At 66.8% G+C, this 15,029-nt stretch carries 11 protein-coding genes and 1 pseudogene; 10 read left to right on the top strand and 2 right to left on the bottom strand.

The window, feature by feature from the left end:
* Nucleotides 1-139 (bottom strand): annotated as a pseudogene (locus JNJ68_RS11335) (aspartate aminotransferase family protein); the annotation flags it as partial.
* Nucleotides 136-891 (bottom strand): helix-turn-helix domain-containing protein, encoded by a 756-nt coding sequence (locus JNJ68_RS11330; protein WP_294982477.1) that lies wholly within the window; start codon nt 889-891, stop codon nt 136-138. The pseudogene JNJ68_RS11335 and the gene JNJ68_RS11330, both read right to left, overlap by 4 nt.
* 114 nt (nt 892-1,005) lie before the next feature.
* Between JNJ68_RS11330 and JNJ68_RS11325 the strand changes: the two genes are divergently transcribed.
* The 10 genes from JNJ68_RS11325 to JNJ68_RS11280 all read left to right on the top strand — a co-directional run bounded on the left by JNJ68_RS11325 (nt 1,006) and on the right by JNJ68_RS11280 (nt 14,895).
* Entirely contained in the window at nt 1,006-2,484 is a 1,479-nt protein-coding gene (locus JNJ68_RS11325) for an aldehyde dehydrogenase family protein (RefSeq protein ID WP_294982476.1), read from the top strand.
* Nucleotides 2,481-3,713, top strand: a complete 1,233-nt coding sequence (locus JNJ68_RS11320; protein ID WP_294982475.1) for a Tm-1-like ATP-binding domain-containing protein — start codon at nt 2,481-2,483, stop codon at nt 3,711-3,713. Before JNJ68_RS11325 ends, JNJ68_RS11320 begins: the two co-directional genes overlap by 4 nt.
* Before the next feature lie 252 nt (nt 3,714-3,965).
* The gene (locus tag JNJ68_RS11315; RefSeq protein WP_294982487.1) at nt 3,966-4,922 is read left to right on the top strand and encodes a BMP family protein; all 957 of its coding nucleotides are present in this window, start codon (nt 3,966-3,968) and stop codon (nt 4,920-4,922) included.
* Nucleotides 4,919-6,454 (top strand): ABC transporter ATP-binding protein, encoded by a 1,536-nt coding sequence (locus JNJ68_RS11310; RefSeq protein WP_294982474.1) that lies wholly within the window; start codon nt 4,919-4,921, stop codon nt 6,452-6,454. The genes JNJ68_RS11315 and JNJ68_RS11310 overlap by 4 nt, the downstream gene beginning before the upstream one ends.
* Nucleotides 6,444-7,487 carry an ABC transporter permease gene (locus JNJ68_RS11305; protein WP_294982473.1) on the top strand — a complete coding sequence of 348 codons (1,044 nt, stop codon included), beginning with the start codon at nt 6,444-6,446 and terminating at the stop codon, nt 7,485-7,487. The genes JNJ68_RS11310 and JNJ68_RS11305 overlap by 11 nt, the downstream gene beginning before the upstream one ends.
* A complete protein-coding gene (locus JNJ68_RS11300; RefSeq protein WP_294982472.1) occupies nt 7,484-8,428 on the top strand; it encodes an ABC transporter permease in 945 nt (314 codons plus the stop codon). Before JNJ68_RS11305 ends, JNJ68_RS11300 begins: the two co-directional genes overlap by 4 nt.
* Nucleotides 8,429-9,697, top strand: a complete 1,269-nt coding sequence (locus JNJ68_RS11295; protein ID WP_294982471.1) for an amidohydrolase family protein — start codon at nt 8,429-8,431, stop codon at nt 9,695-9,697.
* 259 nt (nt 9,698-9,956) lie between these two features.
* Nucleotides 9,957-12,077, top strand: coding sequence for a protein kinase (locus JNJ68_RS11290; protein ID WP_294982470.1), 2,121 nt, complete (start codon nt 9,957-9,959; stop codon nt 12,075-12,077).
* 298 nt (nt 12,078-12,375) lie between these two features.
* The gene (locus JNJ68_RS11285) at nt 12,376-13,464 is read left to right on the top strand and encodes a transporter substrate-binding domain-containing protein (protein ID WP_294982469.1); all 1,089 of its coding nucleotides are present in this window, start codon (nt 12,376-12,378) and stop codon (nt 13,462-13,464) included.
* Between the two features lie 333 nt (nt 13,465-13,797).
* Nucleotides 13,798-14,895 carry a LysM peptidoglycan-binding domain-containing protein gene (locus JNJ68_RS11280; RefSeq protein ID WP_294982468.1) on the top strand — a complete coding sequence of 366 codons (1,098 nt, stop codon included), beginning with the start codon at nt 13,798-13,800 and terminating at the stop codon, nt 14,893-14,895.
* Nucleotides 14,896-15,029 lie beyond the last annotated feature (134 nt).

Here is a 15,029-nt window from a genome sequence, read left to right as displayed (position 1 = left end):
GCCCGTCGATGTCGCGGATGCGGGTGCCCTGCGCGCCCGTGATGATCGCAGGCGCGTTCTTCACGCTGTCCGAGGGCGAGGTCATCGGATGCCAGAGCGAGCGGGCATTGTGGGCTTTCAGGAAGTTGGCGTCTTTCATGGGTCGGCTCCTTTCCAGAGGCGGGCGAGCGGTTCGGGGACCTGTCCGCCCCAGAGGCCGGTCAGATCGGCCCCGGCGCGAGTAAGGTCACGGGTGACGGCAATGTGCAGCGCGGGCGTCATGCGGGGCGCGGCGGCGGCGATGGCCAGCGCACCGGAGCAGGTGCCGGTGGCATCGAACAGGGGGACGGCGAAGCTGTGCACGTCCTTCTCGAAGGTCGAGAGGGTTTCGGCGTAGCCGCTTTCGCGGGTGGCGGCGATACGGGCTGCCAGTGCCGCAGGATCGGGAGCGGCGGCGATCACCGGCTCCGGCGCGGCGAGGAAGGCGAGGACGGCAGCGCCCGAGGCGGTGGCATGGAAGGGCAGGAAATCGGCGTCCTCCATCATCACCTTGACACCGCCGCGCGCGGCATAGGCGAAGGCGAGCGTCTGCAACCGCCCCGCGACGAGATGCGACAGGTGTGCCGTCTCGCCCGTGCTCTCGGCCAGGCGGCGGAGGACCGGCATCGCCGCCTCGCGCGTCGGGACGGCGGCTTCGCGCAGCGCTGAGAGGCGCAGGACCGCGGGGCCGAGGCGGTATTCGCGGGCGGGGCCGACCTGCTCCAGAAGGCCGCGCGATTCCAGTTCGGTCAGCAGGCGGTGGCAGGTGGCCTTGTTCAGGCCTGAGGCGCGGGCGAGTTGGGACAGGCCAAGCTGCGGCTCGGCCCTGGTGAAAAGGTCCAGAAGATCCAGTGCCTTGCCGACCGTCCCCATCCGACCAACGGCCCTTTCCCCGATGCCATGCCAAAACTGTTGACAGACCGGGGTGGGCGCTGTCAATCTATTTTTAAACCATCGGTTCAATATTTGAACCAATCGGGAGGACACATGGATCAGGCAATGATCGACCGGCTGGCAGCGGCCCCGGTCGCGGCGGGGAAACTGCTGATCGAGGGCGAATGGGTGGAGGGTGCGGGCGAAACGCCGGTCCTGTCGCCCATCGACGGGCGGCAGCTGACGACCATCGCCGCGGCCGGGCCGGACGACGTCGCCCGCGCCTGCGCCTCGGCCCGCGACGCCTTCGAGGACGGGCGCTGGTCGCGCATGGCGCCCTCGGGCCGCAAGGCGGTGCTGCACCGGCTGGCCGACCTGATCGAGAAGCACGCGACCGAACTGGCCGTGCTGGGCGTCCGCGACAACGGCACCGAGATTTCCATGGCGCTGAAGGCCGAACCCGGCAGCGCTGCCGGAACCTTCCGCTACTACGCCGAGGCCATCGACAAAATCTATGGCGAGATCGCCCCCACGGCGCCGAACGTCCTCGGCCTGATCCACCGCGAGCCGGTGGGCGTGGTTGGCGCCATCGTGCCGTGGAACTTCCCGCTGATGATCGGCGCCTGGAAGATCGCCCCGGCGCTCGCCACGGGCAATTCGGTGGTGCTGAAACCGGCGGAGACGGCATCGCTTTCACTGTTGCGGCTGGCGGCGCTGGCGCTGGAGGCGGGCGTCCCGCCCGGCGTCTTCAACGTTGTCACCGGGCCGGGCCGGGTGACGGGCGAGGCGCTGGCCTTGTCGACCGATGTCGATGTGATGGTCTTCACCGGCTCGGGCGCGACGGGGCGGAGATTGTTGCAATATTCGGCACAGTCGAATCTCAAACGCTGCTATCTGGAACTGGGCGGCAAGTCGCCCAACGTCGTCTTCGCCGATGCGCCGGACCTGTCGGCCGCAGCAAAGGCGGCGGCGACCGCGATCTTCCGCAATGCCGGGCAGGTCTGCGTGGCGGGCTCACGGCTTCTGGTCGAGGCCTCGGTGCATGACGCCTTCGTTGCCGAGCTCGCGACAGCGACCCGCAAGATGGCGGTCGGCAACCCGTTGAAGCTGGAAACGCAGGTGGGCGCGGTGAACTCGCTGAGCCAGTTGGAGGGCAACCTCGGCTTCGTCGCCGACGCCACGCGCGAAGGCGGCGAGATCGTCACCGGCGGGACGCGGGCGCTGGAGGCAACCGGCGGATATTACATGGACCCGACCATCGTGACGGGCGTGAAGCCCGAGCATCGGCTTTACCGCGAAGAGGTCTTCGGCCCGGTGCTGGCCGTCACGCCATTCAAGGACGAGGCCGAGGCGTTGCGGCTGGCCAATGCCAGCGATTTCGGACTGGCCGCGGGTGTCTGGACTGCGAACCTGTCACGCGCGCACCGGATGGTGCGGGGCATCCGCTCGGGCGTCGTGCACGTCAACACCTATGGCGGGTCGGATGTGACGGTTCCGCTCTCGGGCATGAAGCAATCCGGAAACGGGGCCGACAAGTCCTTGCACGCGCTGGAGAAATACACCGACCTCAAGACCGCATGGATCCAGCTATGACCCCTTGCATCCTTGTCGCCGGCACCTGGGACACCAAGGACGCCGAACTTGGCTACATGCGCGACGTGATCCTTGGGCAGGGCGGACAGGTCCTGACGATGGATGTCTCGGTGCTGGGCGATCCCTCCTCTCCCACCGACATTTCCAAGCATCAGGTGGCCGAGGCGGCGGGCTCGTCCATCGCCGCCGCCATCGCGGCGGAAGACGAGAATACCGCCATGCAGATCATGGCGTCGGGATCTGCAAAGCTGGCGGCGCGGCTGCACGCCGAAGGGCGCATCCAAGGGGTGATCGTGCTGGGTGGCACGATGGGCACCGACCTGGCGCTGGACCTGTGCAGCGCGCTGCCCCTGGGTGTGCCGAAATACGTGGTCTCCACCGTCAGCTTCTCGCCCATGCTGCCGCCGGAGCGGCTGCCAGCGGATATCCAGATGATCCTCTGGGCGGGCGGGCTTTACGGGCTGAACTCGATCTGCAAGGCCTCGCTCAGTCAGGCGGCAGGGGCGGTGCTGGGCGCGGCGCGGGCGGTGGAAGCGCCGCGGCGCGACAGGCCGCTGATCGGGATGACCAGCTTCGGCAAGACGGTGCTGCGCTACATGGTCAGCCTGAAACCGGCATTGGAGGCGCGTGGCTACGAGGTTGCGGTGTTCCATGCGACGGGGATGGGCGGGCGGGCCTTCGAATCGCTGGCCGCCGAAGGGGCCTTCGCCGCCGTCCTGGATTTCGCGCCGCAGGAGGTGGGCAACCACCTTTTCGGGTCGGCGATCACCGCGGGGCCGGACCGGATGACCGGCGCTGGGGCGCGGGGCATCCCGCAGATCGTGTCGATCGGCTGCTACGATCTGGTCGATCTGGTGGGCTGGCACCCTCTGCCTGCGCATCTTGAGGGGCTGCCGGGCCATGCGCACAACCGGCTCCTGTCCTCGGTCGTGCTGGACGCCGACGCGCGGCGGAAGGTGGCGCGGGCGATCATGGGCAAGCTGGCGCAGGCGAAGGGCGAGGTGGTGTTCCTGCTGCCGGTGCAGGGCGGCAACGAATGGGACCGTGCTGGAGGGCCGCTGGAAGATGCTGCCGGTCTGGCGGCTTTTGTGGCCGAGGTGCGTGTGAGCTGCCCACCGAACGTGCGGCTGGTGGAGCTGGAGGCCCATATCAACGACCCGGCGTTCAGCGCGGCGGCGCTGGCGGTGGTGGACGGCTGGATCGCCGAAGGCCGCTTGCCCAAGGCTTGACGGAAGTTCACAAACCGCATTCGATTGCGCCGACAACGCGCTGCGCTGCCTTGGTTTTCGGCATGTCTGCCGGGCATCGCCCAGCCGGTTCTGCCCGGCAGGGCAAGCGCAAACTGCCGCTTGTAACGAATCGGCAATGAGTTTTACCTTTTGGTAAAAATCAGACAACCAACACCAACAGGGATAGGCAGTCACATGACCATCAGGACATTCACGATCTCGCGCCGCGGCCTTATTCTGGGCGGCGGGACCATGCTGGTTGCGGCGAACCTGCCGCGCGGGGTTTTCGCGCAGGAACCGCTCAAGATGGCGGGCATTTACACGGTGCCGGTGGAACAGCAATGGGTCAGCCGCATCCACATCGCCGCCGAGGCGCTGACGGCGGCGGGGACGGTGGACTATACCTATACCGAGAACGTGGCGAACACCGACTATCCCCGCGTGATGCGGGAATATTGCGAGGCGGGGGTCAAACTCATCGTCGGCGAGATATTCGGGGCCGAGGCGGAAGCGCGGGAGGTCTGCGCGGAATATCCGGACGTGGCCTTCCTGCTGGGATCGTCCTTCATGCCGGACGAAGCGGCGAACCCGAACCTTGCGGTCTTCGACAACTACATCCAGGACGCGGCCTATCTGTCGGGCATCGTCGCGGGTGGCATGACCCAGGGCAACATCGGCATGGTCGGCGGCTTCCCGATCCCCGAGGTGAACCGGCTGATGAATGCCTTCATGGCGGGGGTGCGCGAGATCAAGCCTGACGCGAAGTTCCAGGTCAGCTTCATCGGGTCGTGGTTCGACCCGCCCAAGGCCAAGGAAACCGCCTTCGCGATGATCGATGGCGGCGCGGACCTGATGTACGCCGAACGCTTCGGCGTCTCGGACGCCGCGAAGGAGCGTGGGGTGCTGGCCATCGGCAACGTGATCGACACGCAGGGGGATTACCCGGAAACGGTCGTCACCTCGGCGCTGTGGCATTTCGAGCCGACCCTGAACGCGGCTGTCGCGGCGGTGCAGGGCGGGACGTTCAAGGCCGACAACTACGGCACCTATTCCTTCATGACCGCGGGCGGATGCTCGCTGGCACCCTTGGGCACCTTCGATGGCAAGGTTCCGGCCGAAGTCATGGCCAAGGTTGCCGAGAAGGAGGCTGCGATCAAGGAAGGCAGCTTTACCGTGACCATCGACGACAACGAGCCGAAATCGTCGTGAGTTCGACCGGGCCCGGGGCGGAGGTCGTCCTTCGCCTCGACCGCATCAGCAAGAGCTTCGGGGCGCTGAAGGCGAATGATGCGGTCAGCCTGACCCTGCGGCGCGGCGAGGTTGTCGCGCTTCTGGGCGAGAATGGCGCGGGCAAGACCACGCTGATGAACATCCTCTTCGGTCACTATCTGGCCGATGACGGCGGCGTCGAGGTCTTCGGCCAGCCCCTGCCCCCCGGCAAACCCAAGGCGGCGCTGGCGGCGGGGGTCGGGATGGTCCACCAGCATTTCACGCTGGCGGGAAACCTGACGGTGCTGGAGAACATCCGCCTCGGGACCGACGCGCTCTGGTCGCGCGGGCATGGCGGCGCGCGGGCGAAGGTCGAGCGGCTGTCGCGCGATTTCGGGCTGGCGGTGCATCCCGATGCCAAGGTGGGACGCCTGTCGGTGGGCGAGCGGCAGCGGGTGGAGATCCTGAAGGCGCTCTACCGCGACGCGCGCATCCTGATCCTGGACGAACCGACGGCGGTGCTGACCCCGCAGGAATCGGAAGCGCTGTTTGCCACGCTGCGGAAGGCGACGGCGCTGGGGCTGTCGGTGATCTTCATCAGCCACAAGCTGCACGAGGTGATGGCGATTGCCGACCGCTGCGTGGTCCTGCGCCATGGCCGGGTGGTGGGCGAGGTCGACACCCACGCCACCGACAAGGGCCAGTTGGCGGCGCTGATGGTCGGGGGAGAGCTGTCGCTGCCGCGGGCCGAGGCGCGGGTGGCGGGGGAGGTGCTGATGCAACTCGACCGGGCGAGCACGCCGGACCGGGGCACGGTGCCGGGCCTCAGGTCAGTATCGCTGGCCCTGCGGGCCGGGCAGATCACCGGGCTGGCGGGCGTCTCGGGCAATGGGCAGGCGGCGCTGGCCGAGATCATCGCGGGACTGGCGCTGCCCGCCTCGGGGTCGATTTCCCTGCGGGGAGTTCCAGTGGCCCGCTGGACTCCGGGCGAGGCGCTGGCGCAAGGGGTGGCGCGCATCCCGGAGGACCGGCACCACCAGGGCAGCATCGCCGATTTCGACCTGACCGAAAACGCAGTGCTGGAAAGCTACCGTTCGCGCTTCTCGCGCCGGGGCTGGATGAACTGGCGGGCAGCACGGGAGTTTGCGCAAGGGATCATCCGGGCCTATGACGTGCGCTGCCCGGGACCGGAGACGCGCATCCGGCTTCTGTCCGGCGGCAACATGCAGAAGCTGATCCTGGGCCGGGCCATGGCGTCGGACCCGGTGGTGATCCTGGCGAACCAGCCGGTGCGTGGCCTGGACGTGGGCGCGATCGCCTATGTGCAGAGCCAGCTGATTGCAGCGCGCGACCGGGGGGCAGCAGTAATTCTTGTTTCGGAAGACCTGGATGAAATCATTGGCTTGTCGGACGTAATTCACGTCATGTCTCAAGGCCGCCTGTCGCCTGCTTTCGTGCGCGGAACCATGACGGCGGCGGAATTGGGCCTGTGGATGGCGGGTCAGAAGTTCGAGGGCGCGGATGCGGCTTGAACCCGTCGCCAACCCCTCTGCCGCCCGACGCCTGGGCCTGCCGGCACTGGCGCTTGTCGCAACGCTTGGGGTCGCGATGGGGCTTGCGCTCTTGGCCGGGGCCAATCCCCTTGCGGTGCTGGGCCAGATTGCCACCGGGGCGTTGGGGTCGAAACTCGCCATACTGGAGACGCTGAACCGCGCGACGCCGCTGATCTTCACCGGGCTGGCGGTGGCGGTCGCCTTCCGGGCGAAGCTGTGGAACATCGGCGCCGAAGCGCAGTTGTATGCCGGTGCGATCCTTGCGGTCGTGCTGGGAACCGGGGTTCTGGGGAGCCCCTGGGTCCTGCCGGTGTCCGCCCTGGCCGCAATGCTGGCCGGGGCGGCGCTTTTGCTGGGGCCGGTGCTGCTGAAAACGCGGCTCGGGGTGGACGAGGTCGTCACCACGCTGCTTCTGAACTTCATCATGCTCCTTTTCGTCAGCTACCTGCTGGAAGGGCCGATGAAGGACCCGATGGGCATGGGCTGGCCCAAGTCCCCGGCCCTGATCCCGGAGGCCCGGCTGCCCCGGATTGTCGAAGGGTTGCGGCTGCATTGGGGCTTCGCGCTGGCAATCATCGCCGCTGTGGTCGTGTGGGTGATCCAGACCCGCACCACTTTGGGCTTCGAAATTCGCGCCGTGGGGCAGAACCCCGAGGCTGCGCGGTTCGCAGGGATGCCGGTCAATGCCGTGCTGGTGAAGACGGCTTTGCTGTCGGGCGGGCTGGCCGCGCTGGCGGGCTGGTCGGAGGTGGCGGGGCTGAAGGGGCATCTGTCCTCGGACCTGTCGCCGGGGTTCGGCTATACCGGTATCATCGTTGCCATGCTGGCGCTGCTGCATCCCCTGGGGGTGATCGTGACGGCGATCTTCGTGGCGGGGATATTCGTGGGGTCCGATGCGATGAGCCGGGCGGCGGGAGTGCCAACCTATATCGCCGACATGCTGATGGCGACCGCGCTTCTGTTCATGGTGCTGGCAATTCTTCTCACGCGGGTCCGGGTGGTGCGGGGATGAGCGCGGTCATCGACATCCTGATCTCGGCCAGCTTCTGGGCGGCGGTGATCCGCATCGCCTCGCCCCTGATCCTGGCGACGATGGGCGAACTCATCTGCGAACGCGCCGGGGTGCTGAACCTGGGGATCGAGGGGATCATGGTCATCGGCGCCTTCACCGGCTGGATGGCGGTGTATCAGGGCCTGCCGCTCTGGGGCGGGGTGGCAGTGGCGATGGCGGCGGGGATGATGTTCGGCCTTCTGCATTCGACCCTGACGGTACCCTTCGGCCTGTCGCAGCACGTGGTGGGGCTGGGGGTGACGCTGCTTGCGACATCTTCGGCTTCCTTCGCGTACCGGCTGATGCTGCCGGAAGTCACCAGCCCACCGAAGATCGCGCCGTTCCAGCCCTTGAATGTTCCGGGGCTTTCGGACCTGCCGTGGCTGGGCGACGCGCTGTCGCAGACCGCACTGACCTGGGCGGCCTTCGCAGTGGCGGGACTGGTGGCTTGGGTGCTGTATCGCACGCCGCTGGGTCTGGCGGTCCGTGCCGTGGGCGAGAAACCGGCGGCGGTCGAGGCGCAGGGCCTGTCCGTCACGGGCCTCAGGATGGGGGCGGTGATCGTCGGGTCGGGGTTGATGGCGGTGGGGGGAGCGTTCCTGACGCTCTCGGCCTTCTCCAGCTTTTTCTTCGAGATGGTCAACGGGCGCGGCTGGATCTGCATCGCGCTGGTGGTCTTCGGTGCCTGGAAGCCCGGCAAGGCGGTGCTGGGGGCGATCCTGTTTGCCGCTTTCGATGCGCTGCAAATCCGGCTTCAGCAGACACCCCTGGGGGCCGCCCTGCCCTATCAGCTTTTCCTTGCGCTCCCCTTCATCCTGTCGGTCCTCGCGCTGATCCTGATGTCGCGTCGCGCGGAAGTGCCGGCGGCACTGATGGTGCCCTACAACAAGGGAGAACGGTAGATGTTCGATCTTCTGGTCAAGGGCGGAACCCTGCCCGACGGCACTGTGGCAGATATCGGCATCCAGGGCGACCGGATCGCGGCAGTGGGGCGGCTGGAAGCAAGGGCGGGACAGGTGATCGACGCGACCGGCGATCTGGTCAGCCCGCCCTTCGTCGACCCGCATTTCCACATGGACGCGACGCTGAGCTACGGCCTGCCGCGGGTGAATGCCTCCGGGACGCTCCTGGAGGGGATCAGCCTCTGGGGCGAGTTGCGCGAGATCGCGACGGTGGAGGACATGGTGGGCCGTGCGCTCGCCTATTGCGACTGGGCGGTTTCGATGGGCCTGCTGGCGATCCGCACCCATGTCGACACCACGCCCGACCACCTGCGCGGGGTCGAGGCGATGCTGGAAGTGAAGCGGCAGGTCGCGCCCTATCTGGACCTGCAACTGGTGGCCTTCCCGCAGGACGGGCTTTACCGCACGGCGACGGGGCGGCAAAACCTGCTGCGGGCGCTGGACATGGGCGTCGATGTCGTGGGCGGCATCCCGCATTTCGAACGCACGATGGAGGAAGGCGCGGAGAGCTTGCGCGATCTTGGCCGGATCGCCGCCGAGCGCGGTCTGATGTGGGACGTCCATTGCGATGAGACCGACGACCCTTTGTCGCGGCATGTGGAAACAATGGCGCGCGAGGTGACGCGGCACGGGCTCGGGCGAAGGGCGGCGGGAAGCCACCTGACCTCGATGCATTCGATGGACAACTACTATGTCTCGAAACTGCTGCCGCTGGTCGCCGAAAGCGGAATGACCGCGATCCCGAACCCGCTGATCAACATCACCCTGCAAGGCCGCCACGACAGCTATCCCAAGCGGCGCGGGCTGACGCGGGTGAAGGAGATGCAGGGCCTTGGCATCCCCGTCGGCTGGGGGCAGGACTGCGTGCTCGACCCCTGGTACAGCCTTGGCACGGCTGACATGCTGGACGTGGCCTTCATGGGGCTGCATGTCGCGCAGATGACCCATCCGGCGGAAATGGCGCGCTGTTTCACCATGGTCACGGAAACGAACGCGCAGATCATGAACCTGTCCGGCTACGGGCTGCGACCGGGCTGCACGGCGAGCCTGGTGGTGCTGGACGCAGGCAGCCCGACCGAGGCGCTGCGGCTCAGGCCCGACCGGCTGGCGGTGGTAGCGAAGGGTAAAATCGTCGCCGAACGCCGGCGCAATGATACCCGGCTGACGCTTGCCGGGCGGCCCGCGACCGTCCGCCGCCGTCACGGATAGACTTGCCTGCGCCCCTTGGCGCAAACGCCGCCCGAGGCGGCGCCCGGTCGGCATTTCCCGCTGTGGTTGAGCAGGCCCATCCTTCAAATCTCCTCTTGAGCGCCCCATTTTCGCCCCGTTCCACAACCATGACGGTCGCAATGTATTGGTGCGTTTGTGTGGACGATTATCCCTGCGGAGTGGCCGGGTGCCTGGCGCCCCGATCTGCACGAACAGAACCGTCCATTGAGCTTGCACCATTGTGGGAAGGGCGAACGACATGGCGCAGCAGAAAGCGGTGGAAGCCGCGGCCGATGAGGTCGAGGATCTGATCGACGAACTGCAACCGGGCGCGAAGCTGCTCAAGGGTCAGTATACGATCACCCGCTACATCAACTCGGGCGGCTTCGGCATCACCTATCTCGCCAAGGACAGCCTGGACCGCGACGTGGTTATCAAGGAGTGCTTCCCCTCCTCGGTCTGCCGCCGGTCGAAGGTCGTGGTCGCCGCCCGGTCGCGCGCGCATACCGCCGAACTGCGCTCCATCGTCCAGCTCTTCGTGCGCGAGGCGCGCAATCTGGCGAAGATCGTCCATCCGAACATCGTCGCTGTCCACCAGGTGTTCGAAGACAACGGCACCGCCTATATGGCGATTGACTTCATCGACGGGCTGGACCTGCAACAGGTGATCGACGGCGAAGGCCCGCGGCTTTCGCCCGACCACGTTGTCAAGATCACCGAAAAGCTTCTGCACGCGGTCGGTTTCATTCATGACCACGACATGCTGCACCGCGACATCTCTCCCGACAATGTGCTGATCGACAAGAGGGGCGAGCCGATCCTGATCGACTTCGGCGCGGCGCGAGAGAAGGCCTCGCAATCGAACCGGGCCATGTCGGCGCTCAGGGTGGTGAAGGATGGCTACTCGCCGCAGGAATTCTACATCGCCGGATCGGAACAGGGGCCGTGGAGCGACCTCTACGCGCTTGGCGCGACGCTTTACCACCTGATCTCCGGCGATGCGCCGGTGAACGGGCAGGCCCGGCTGGCCGCCTTGGCCGAGGACCGGCCCGACCCTTATGTACCGCTGACCGGGCGGTTCCCGCACTTCCCGAAGGGCTTTCTGGAAGCCATCGACCGGGCGATGAGCACCTTGCCGAAACAGCGCCTGCAATCGGCGCAGGACTGGCTGGCGATGTTCCACTCCGCCTCGCCGGCGCCCACCGGGACCGTCGCCACAGCTGCGATCACCCTGCCCGAGCCCGCGCATGAGCCTGCACTGGACATTCCCCCGGTCGCCGTGGCCGCCCCGCCGCCGCTGGCCAGGGCCGCCTCACGCCCGGCCGCGGCCGTGGTCGACCGCGCTCCGGCCGCCGCGCGCGGCAAGAGCCCGGTGCAGCTTGCGGCGGGCGTCGCGGCGGCGCTGATCGTGGTCGTGGCCGGCTACATGATGCTGGGCGGCAAGGACCCCGCGCCGAAACCCGTGGAAGCCGCCGCCGCGACCAAGGCCGCAGAACCGGCAACAACCGCCGAAGCGAAGCCTGCCGAACCGGCTGATGCCGCGACCGAAACCGCCGCCGCGGAACCCGATGCCGCCGAGAAACCGGCGGTCCCGGAAACCGCTGCCGCGCCAGGCGAACCGGCCGCCGAGCTCGAGGAGACCGTCGCCGCAGCGACCCCCGAGCCGGTGGCAAGCCCTGAACCCGCAGCGGAACCCGTGCCCGTTGCGGAACCCGAAATGGTCGCCGCGCCCGAGCCCGCGAGCGAGACCCCGGCGGTGCCGCTCGGCAAGCCCGCCCCGAACCAGGTGGCCTTTGCCGCCTGGGACGTGGAAATCCCCTTCGCCGCCGATGACCGGATGGTCGACGGCAAGCGCGTCGCGGTCGTGACCCGCATCCCGCCGACGGTGGATCGTGCGGAAGCCGGTGACTGGCTGGCTCCCGGCATCACGCTCCTTGCGGTGAACGGCACGCCGATCCAGTCGGCGGGGTCGATCACGGTCGCGGTGATGAACGCCATGGCGGTCGACCCCGACGGGAAGGCTCGCCTTGTCGTCGAATATGCCGGTGCGTCGAAAGAGCCGATGACCGGCCTGCTGACCGTCTCCGCCATCCGCCTTGTGAACCTTACGAACGGGGTCGGCACGCGGACCTCGGTCGTCGATGGCGTCTGGACCACCGAAGTCACCGGCGTGACCCGGCCCGAGATCACCAGCCTGCGGCAGGGCGACGTGCTGTTCCGCGACAAGACCACCACGACGCCTCTGGACGCGCCGGGCTCGCTGGAAAAGATCATCGCTGACCTGGTTGCCGCGGGGACGAGCCAGACCGAATTCTCGATCATCCGGGACAAGAAGGTCAGCGAAGCGCGGATGCAACTGGCTCTGGAGGAAGCACCGTGATCATGGCGCCACATGGCAGCGAGGATACCACCCCGGTTGCAAAGCCGACACCCGCCGCCGGCGGACGCGCCCGGCCTGCGCCTGGCGGGACCGTACCGCTCGACCCTCTGATCTTCGCCCTGTCGCGGGCGGTCGATCGCCTTGGTCCGGGCCGACGGCCCGACCCCCACCCAGACATTGCAGGCTGAACCGACGGGAACAGCCTGAACCGACCACAAACGACCGGTTGTCCGGGGCGGGATGGCGCGGCAGGTCCGCGCCGCCCTCGGCCCGCCGCCCGGCCAAAGGAGCACAGACGATGGCACTTTCGCGGATCTTCCTCTTCGGCAGCACGGTTCTGCTTCTCGGCGGGACGGCGGCATGGGCGCAAGAGGCCTGCACGACCTACAAGGTCCAGGCGGGCGACAACCTGCGCTACATCGCCCGGGCAGCCTATGGCGATGCCGACCTCTACCGGGTGATCTATGATGCCAACGTGGCCGCGATCGGCGCAAAGGCCGACCTGATCGAGATCGGGACGGAACTGGTACTGCCCTGCGAGACGCAGAGCGCCGAGCCTGTCGCTGTCGTAACCCCCGCCGCCGCCACGCCGGAGCCTGCGGCCAGCGACAGCAACACCGCGGCACCGACACCCGCGCTCAAGCCGATCGGCTTCGTCACCGGCAACGGCTATGCGCCCTTTGCCGACGAGACCCTGCCCGGCGGCGGCATGATGACCCAGCTGGTCGAGATGGCGGTGTTCCGGGCCGACCCCGGTATTCCCTACAACCTGACCTTCATCAATGACTGGCAGGCCCATCTCGACGCGCTTCTGCCCTCGGGCGCCTATGACCTGAGCTTCCCTTGGGTCCGCCCGAACTGCGAGGCGCCCGAAACGCTGTCGCCGGGCGACCAGACCCGCTGCAACGATTTCGTCTTCTCGGGTCCGTTCTACGAGATCGTCGACGGCTTCTTCGCGATGCGGACGAGCGGCCTGGGCGCGGCGACCAAATATGCCGAGTTCGAGGGCAAGCGTATCTGCCGCCCCGAAGGCTTCACGACCGGGGTGCTCGATGCGGTGGGGTTGACCGCCGCGACCATCACCCTGACCCGCCCGGTCGAGGCGACCGACTGTTTCCGCGCCCTTGCGGCGGGCGAGGTGGACCTGGTGTCGATCGATGCCGAGGTCGGGGATTCGGCGCTGGCGGAACTGGGCCTGACCCCGCAGGTCGAGCAGAACCCGCATCTGATGACGCTTCTCAGCCTGCATGCCATCGCCCACAAGTCGAACCAGCGCGCGGTCGACATGATCGGCCAGCTCGATGCCGGGCTGATCGAGATGTACGAATCCGGAGAGTGGTACGACATCGTCTCCACCGCTCTGGCGCGCAACAGCAAGGCGCCATGAGCACCGGATGGGGACGGAAGGCAACCTGGCTCTGTGTTGCTGGATCGGAAACAGAAATCGCGGTCAGATTGTGTGAGGCCGCTTCGGGCCCACCCGCACCCCGCGTGCATTCGAGCCGCTCAGATCCTGCGACCTGGCGCTTTACGTCCCTGTCCTGCGAACAATCCGGCGCGCCGATCACTTCTTTCGCCCGAACCAATCGAGCCGCGAATGATCACCGGATCGCCTTATTCGTGCCATCTATACAACCATATGGTGCATCATCGGTAATATTGTTTCGGTATCTGCACGTAGACAGCAGCATCTAACGGCCTCCAGAAGGAAATCCACCCCATGAGAACCGCATCCTATTTTCACAGGCTGACCGTTCTGACCGCTGCGATCATTTCGCTGCCGGTTCTTGCCGCAGCCCAGGAAGCTTGCACCACCTATACCGTCAAGGACGGCGACACGCTGGGCTCGATCGCACAGGCCGCCTATGGCAGTTTTGACTACCAGAACATCTTCAACGCAAACCGCGATGCGCTGGCGGCCAACCCGAACAGCCTTCCCGCCGGACTGCAACTGGTCCTCCCCTGCAAGGACGGTCGACTGACGCCGGATGCCGAGCTGAGTTCGGTCATCGAAAGCGAGACGCAGAAGCAGGAAACGTCCAGGCCGAAGTCGAACGTCTACGAGCCGCCGCTGAAATTCGTGACCTCGAACAACTGGATGCCTTTCACCGATGAATCGCTGAACGGCGGCGGGATATTTGTCCGCATGGCCGCCACCGCGATGCAGCGCGGCGGCAACGACCGCGGCTACGAAGTGTCTTACGTCGACGACTGGATGTCGCACATCGACGTGCTCCTGCCCTCGGGTGCCTTCGACGTCTCGATCGCCTGGGAGGCGCCGGATTGTTCGAAACTGGACATGCTGGGCGAATTCTCGGCCCGGATGTGCACCGAGTTCGACTTCTCGCTGCCGATCTACGAGGCGGCCTATACCTTCAACACGCTTCCCGACAGCAAATATGCCAACGCGCGGTCGTTCGACGAATATGCCGGCGCCAAGATCTGCCGTCCGGAAGCCTGGCCGCTTGGCGACCTCGAGGTGCAGGGCCTGGTCCCCCCGGTCGTCGAATACATCCAGCCGAAGAACCCGATGGACTGCGCAGAGATGCTGATGAAGGGCGAAGTCGACATCTACTCCATCGAGACCGAAACCTCGGTCTCCAACTTCGCCGACCTGGGCGTGACCGACAAGGTTGTCACCAACCCGGCCATTGCGACCTTCATCTCGTATCACTTCCTGACCGCCAAGAGCAATCCGCGCGGCCGGGTCTACATCGCGATGCTGAACCGCGGCATCACCGAGATGCGCGAGTCGGGCGAATGGTATGACATCGTCGCCACCGGGCTTGAGGAATACAACAAGCTGAAGCAGCAATAAGCCCCGACCTGCCTCAGTCTGTCGAAGGCCCCGCACCCCCCTGCGGGGCCTTCCCCTCTCTCCGGATGCGACTTCCCGGTTGTCTTCCGCCGCCACCTCGGTATCAGATGCCGCCGGAAGATCGGGGGAAAAGC

The organism is Tabrizicola sp. (assembly GCF_016793705.1).
Classification (GTDB): domain Bacteria; phylum Pseudomonadota; class Alphaproteobacteria; order Rhodobacterales; family Rhodobacteraceae; genus Tabrizicola.
Note: the sequence above shows the minus strand (reverse complement) of the source record. Positions and strands in the feature narration are given on the sequence as shown.

Excerpts from the sequence above, each read along its gene's own strand:
- JNJ68_RS11330 (WP_294982477.1), bottom strand. The coding sequence starts at position 891 with ATGGGGACGGTCGGCAAGGCACTGGATCTTCTGGACCTTTTCACCAGG.
- JNJ68_RS11325 (WP_294982476.1), top strand. The coding sequence starts at position 1,006 with ATGGATCAGGCAATGATCGACCGGCTGGCAGCGGCCCCGGTCGCGGCG.
- JNJ68_RS11320 (WP_294982475.1), top strand. The coding sequence starts at position 2,481 with ATGACCCCTTGCATCCTTGTCGCCGGCACCTGGGACACCAAGGACGCC.
- JNJ68_RS11315 (WP_294982487.1), top strand. The coding sequence starts at position 3,966 with ATGCTGGTTGCGGCGAACCTGCCGCGCGGGGTTTTCGCGCAGGAACCG.
- JNJ68_RS11305 (WP_294982473.1), top strand. The coding sequence starts at position 6,444 with ATGCGGCTTGAACCCGTCGCCAACCCCTCTGCCGCCCGACGCCTGGGC.
- JNJ68_RS11300 (WP_294982472.1), top strand. The coding sequence starts at position 7,484 with ATGAGCGCGGTCATCGACATCCTGATCTCGGCCAGCTTCTGGGCGGCG.
- JNJ68_RS11295 (WP_294982471.1), top strand. The coding sequence starts at position 8,429 with ATGTTCGATCTTCTGGTCAAGGGCGGAACCCTGCCCGACGGCACTGTG.
- JNJ68_RS11290 (WP_294982470.1), top strand. The coding sequence starts at position 9,957 with ATGGCGCAGCAGAAAGCGGTGGAAGCCGCGGCCGATGAGGTCGAGGAT.
- JNJ68_RS11285 (WP_294982469.1), top strand. The coding sequence starts at position 12,376 with ATGGCACTTTCGCGGATCTTCCTCTTCGGCAGCACGGTTCTGCTTCTC.
- JNJ68_RS11280 (WP_294982468.1), top strand. The coding sequence starts at position 13,798 with ATGAGAACCGCATCCTATTTTCACAGGCTGACCGTTCTGACCGCTGCG.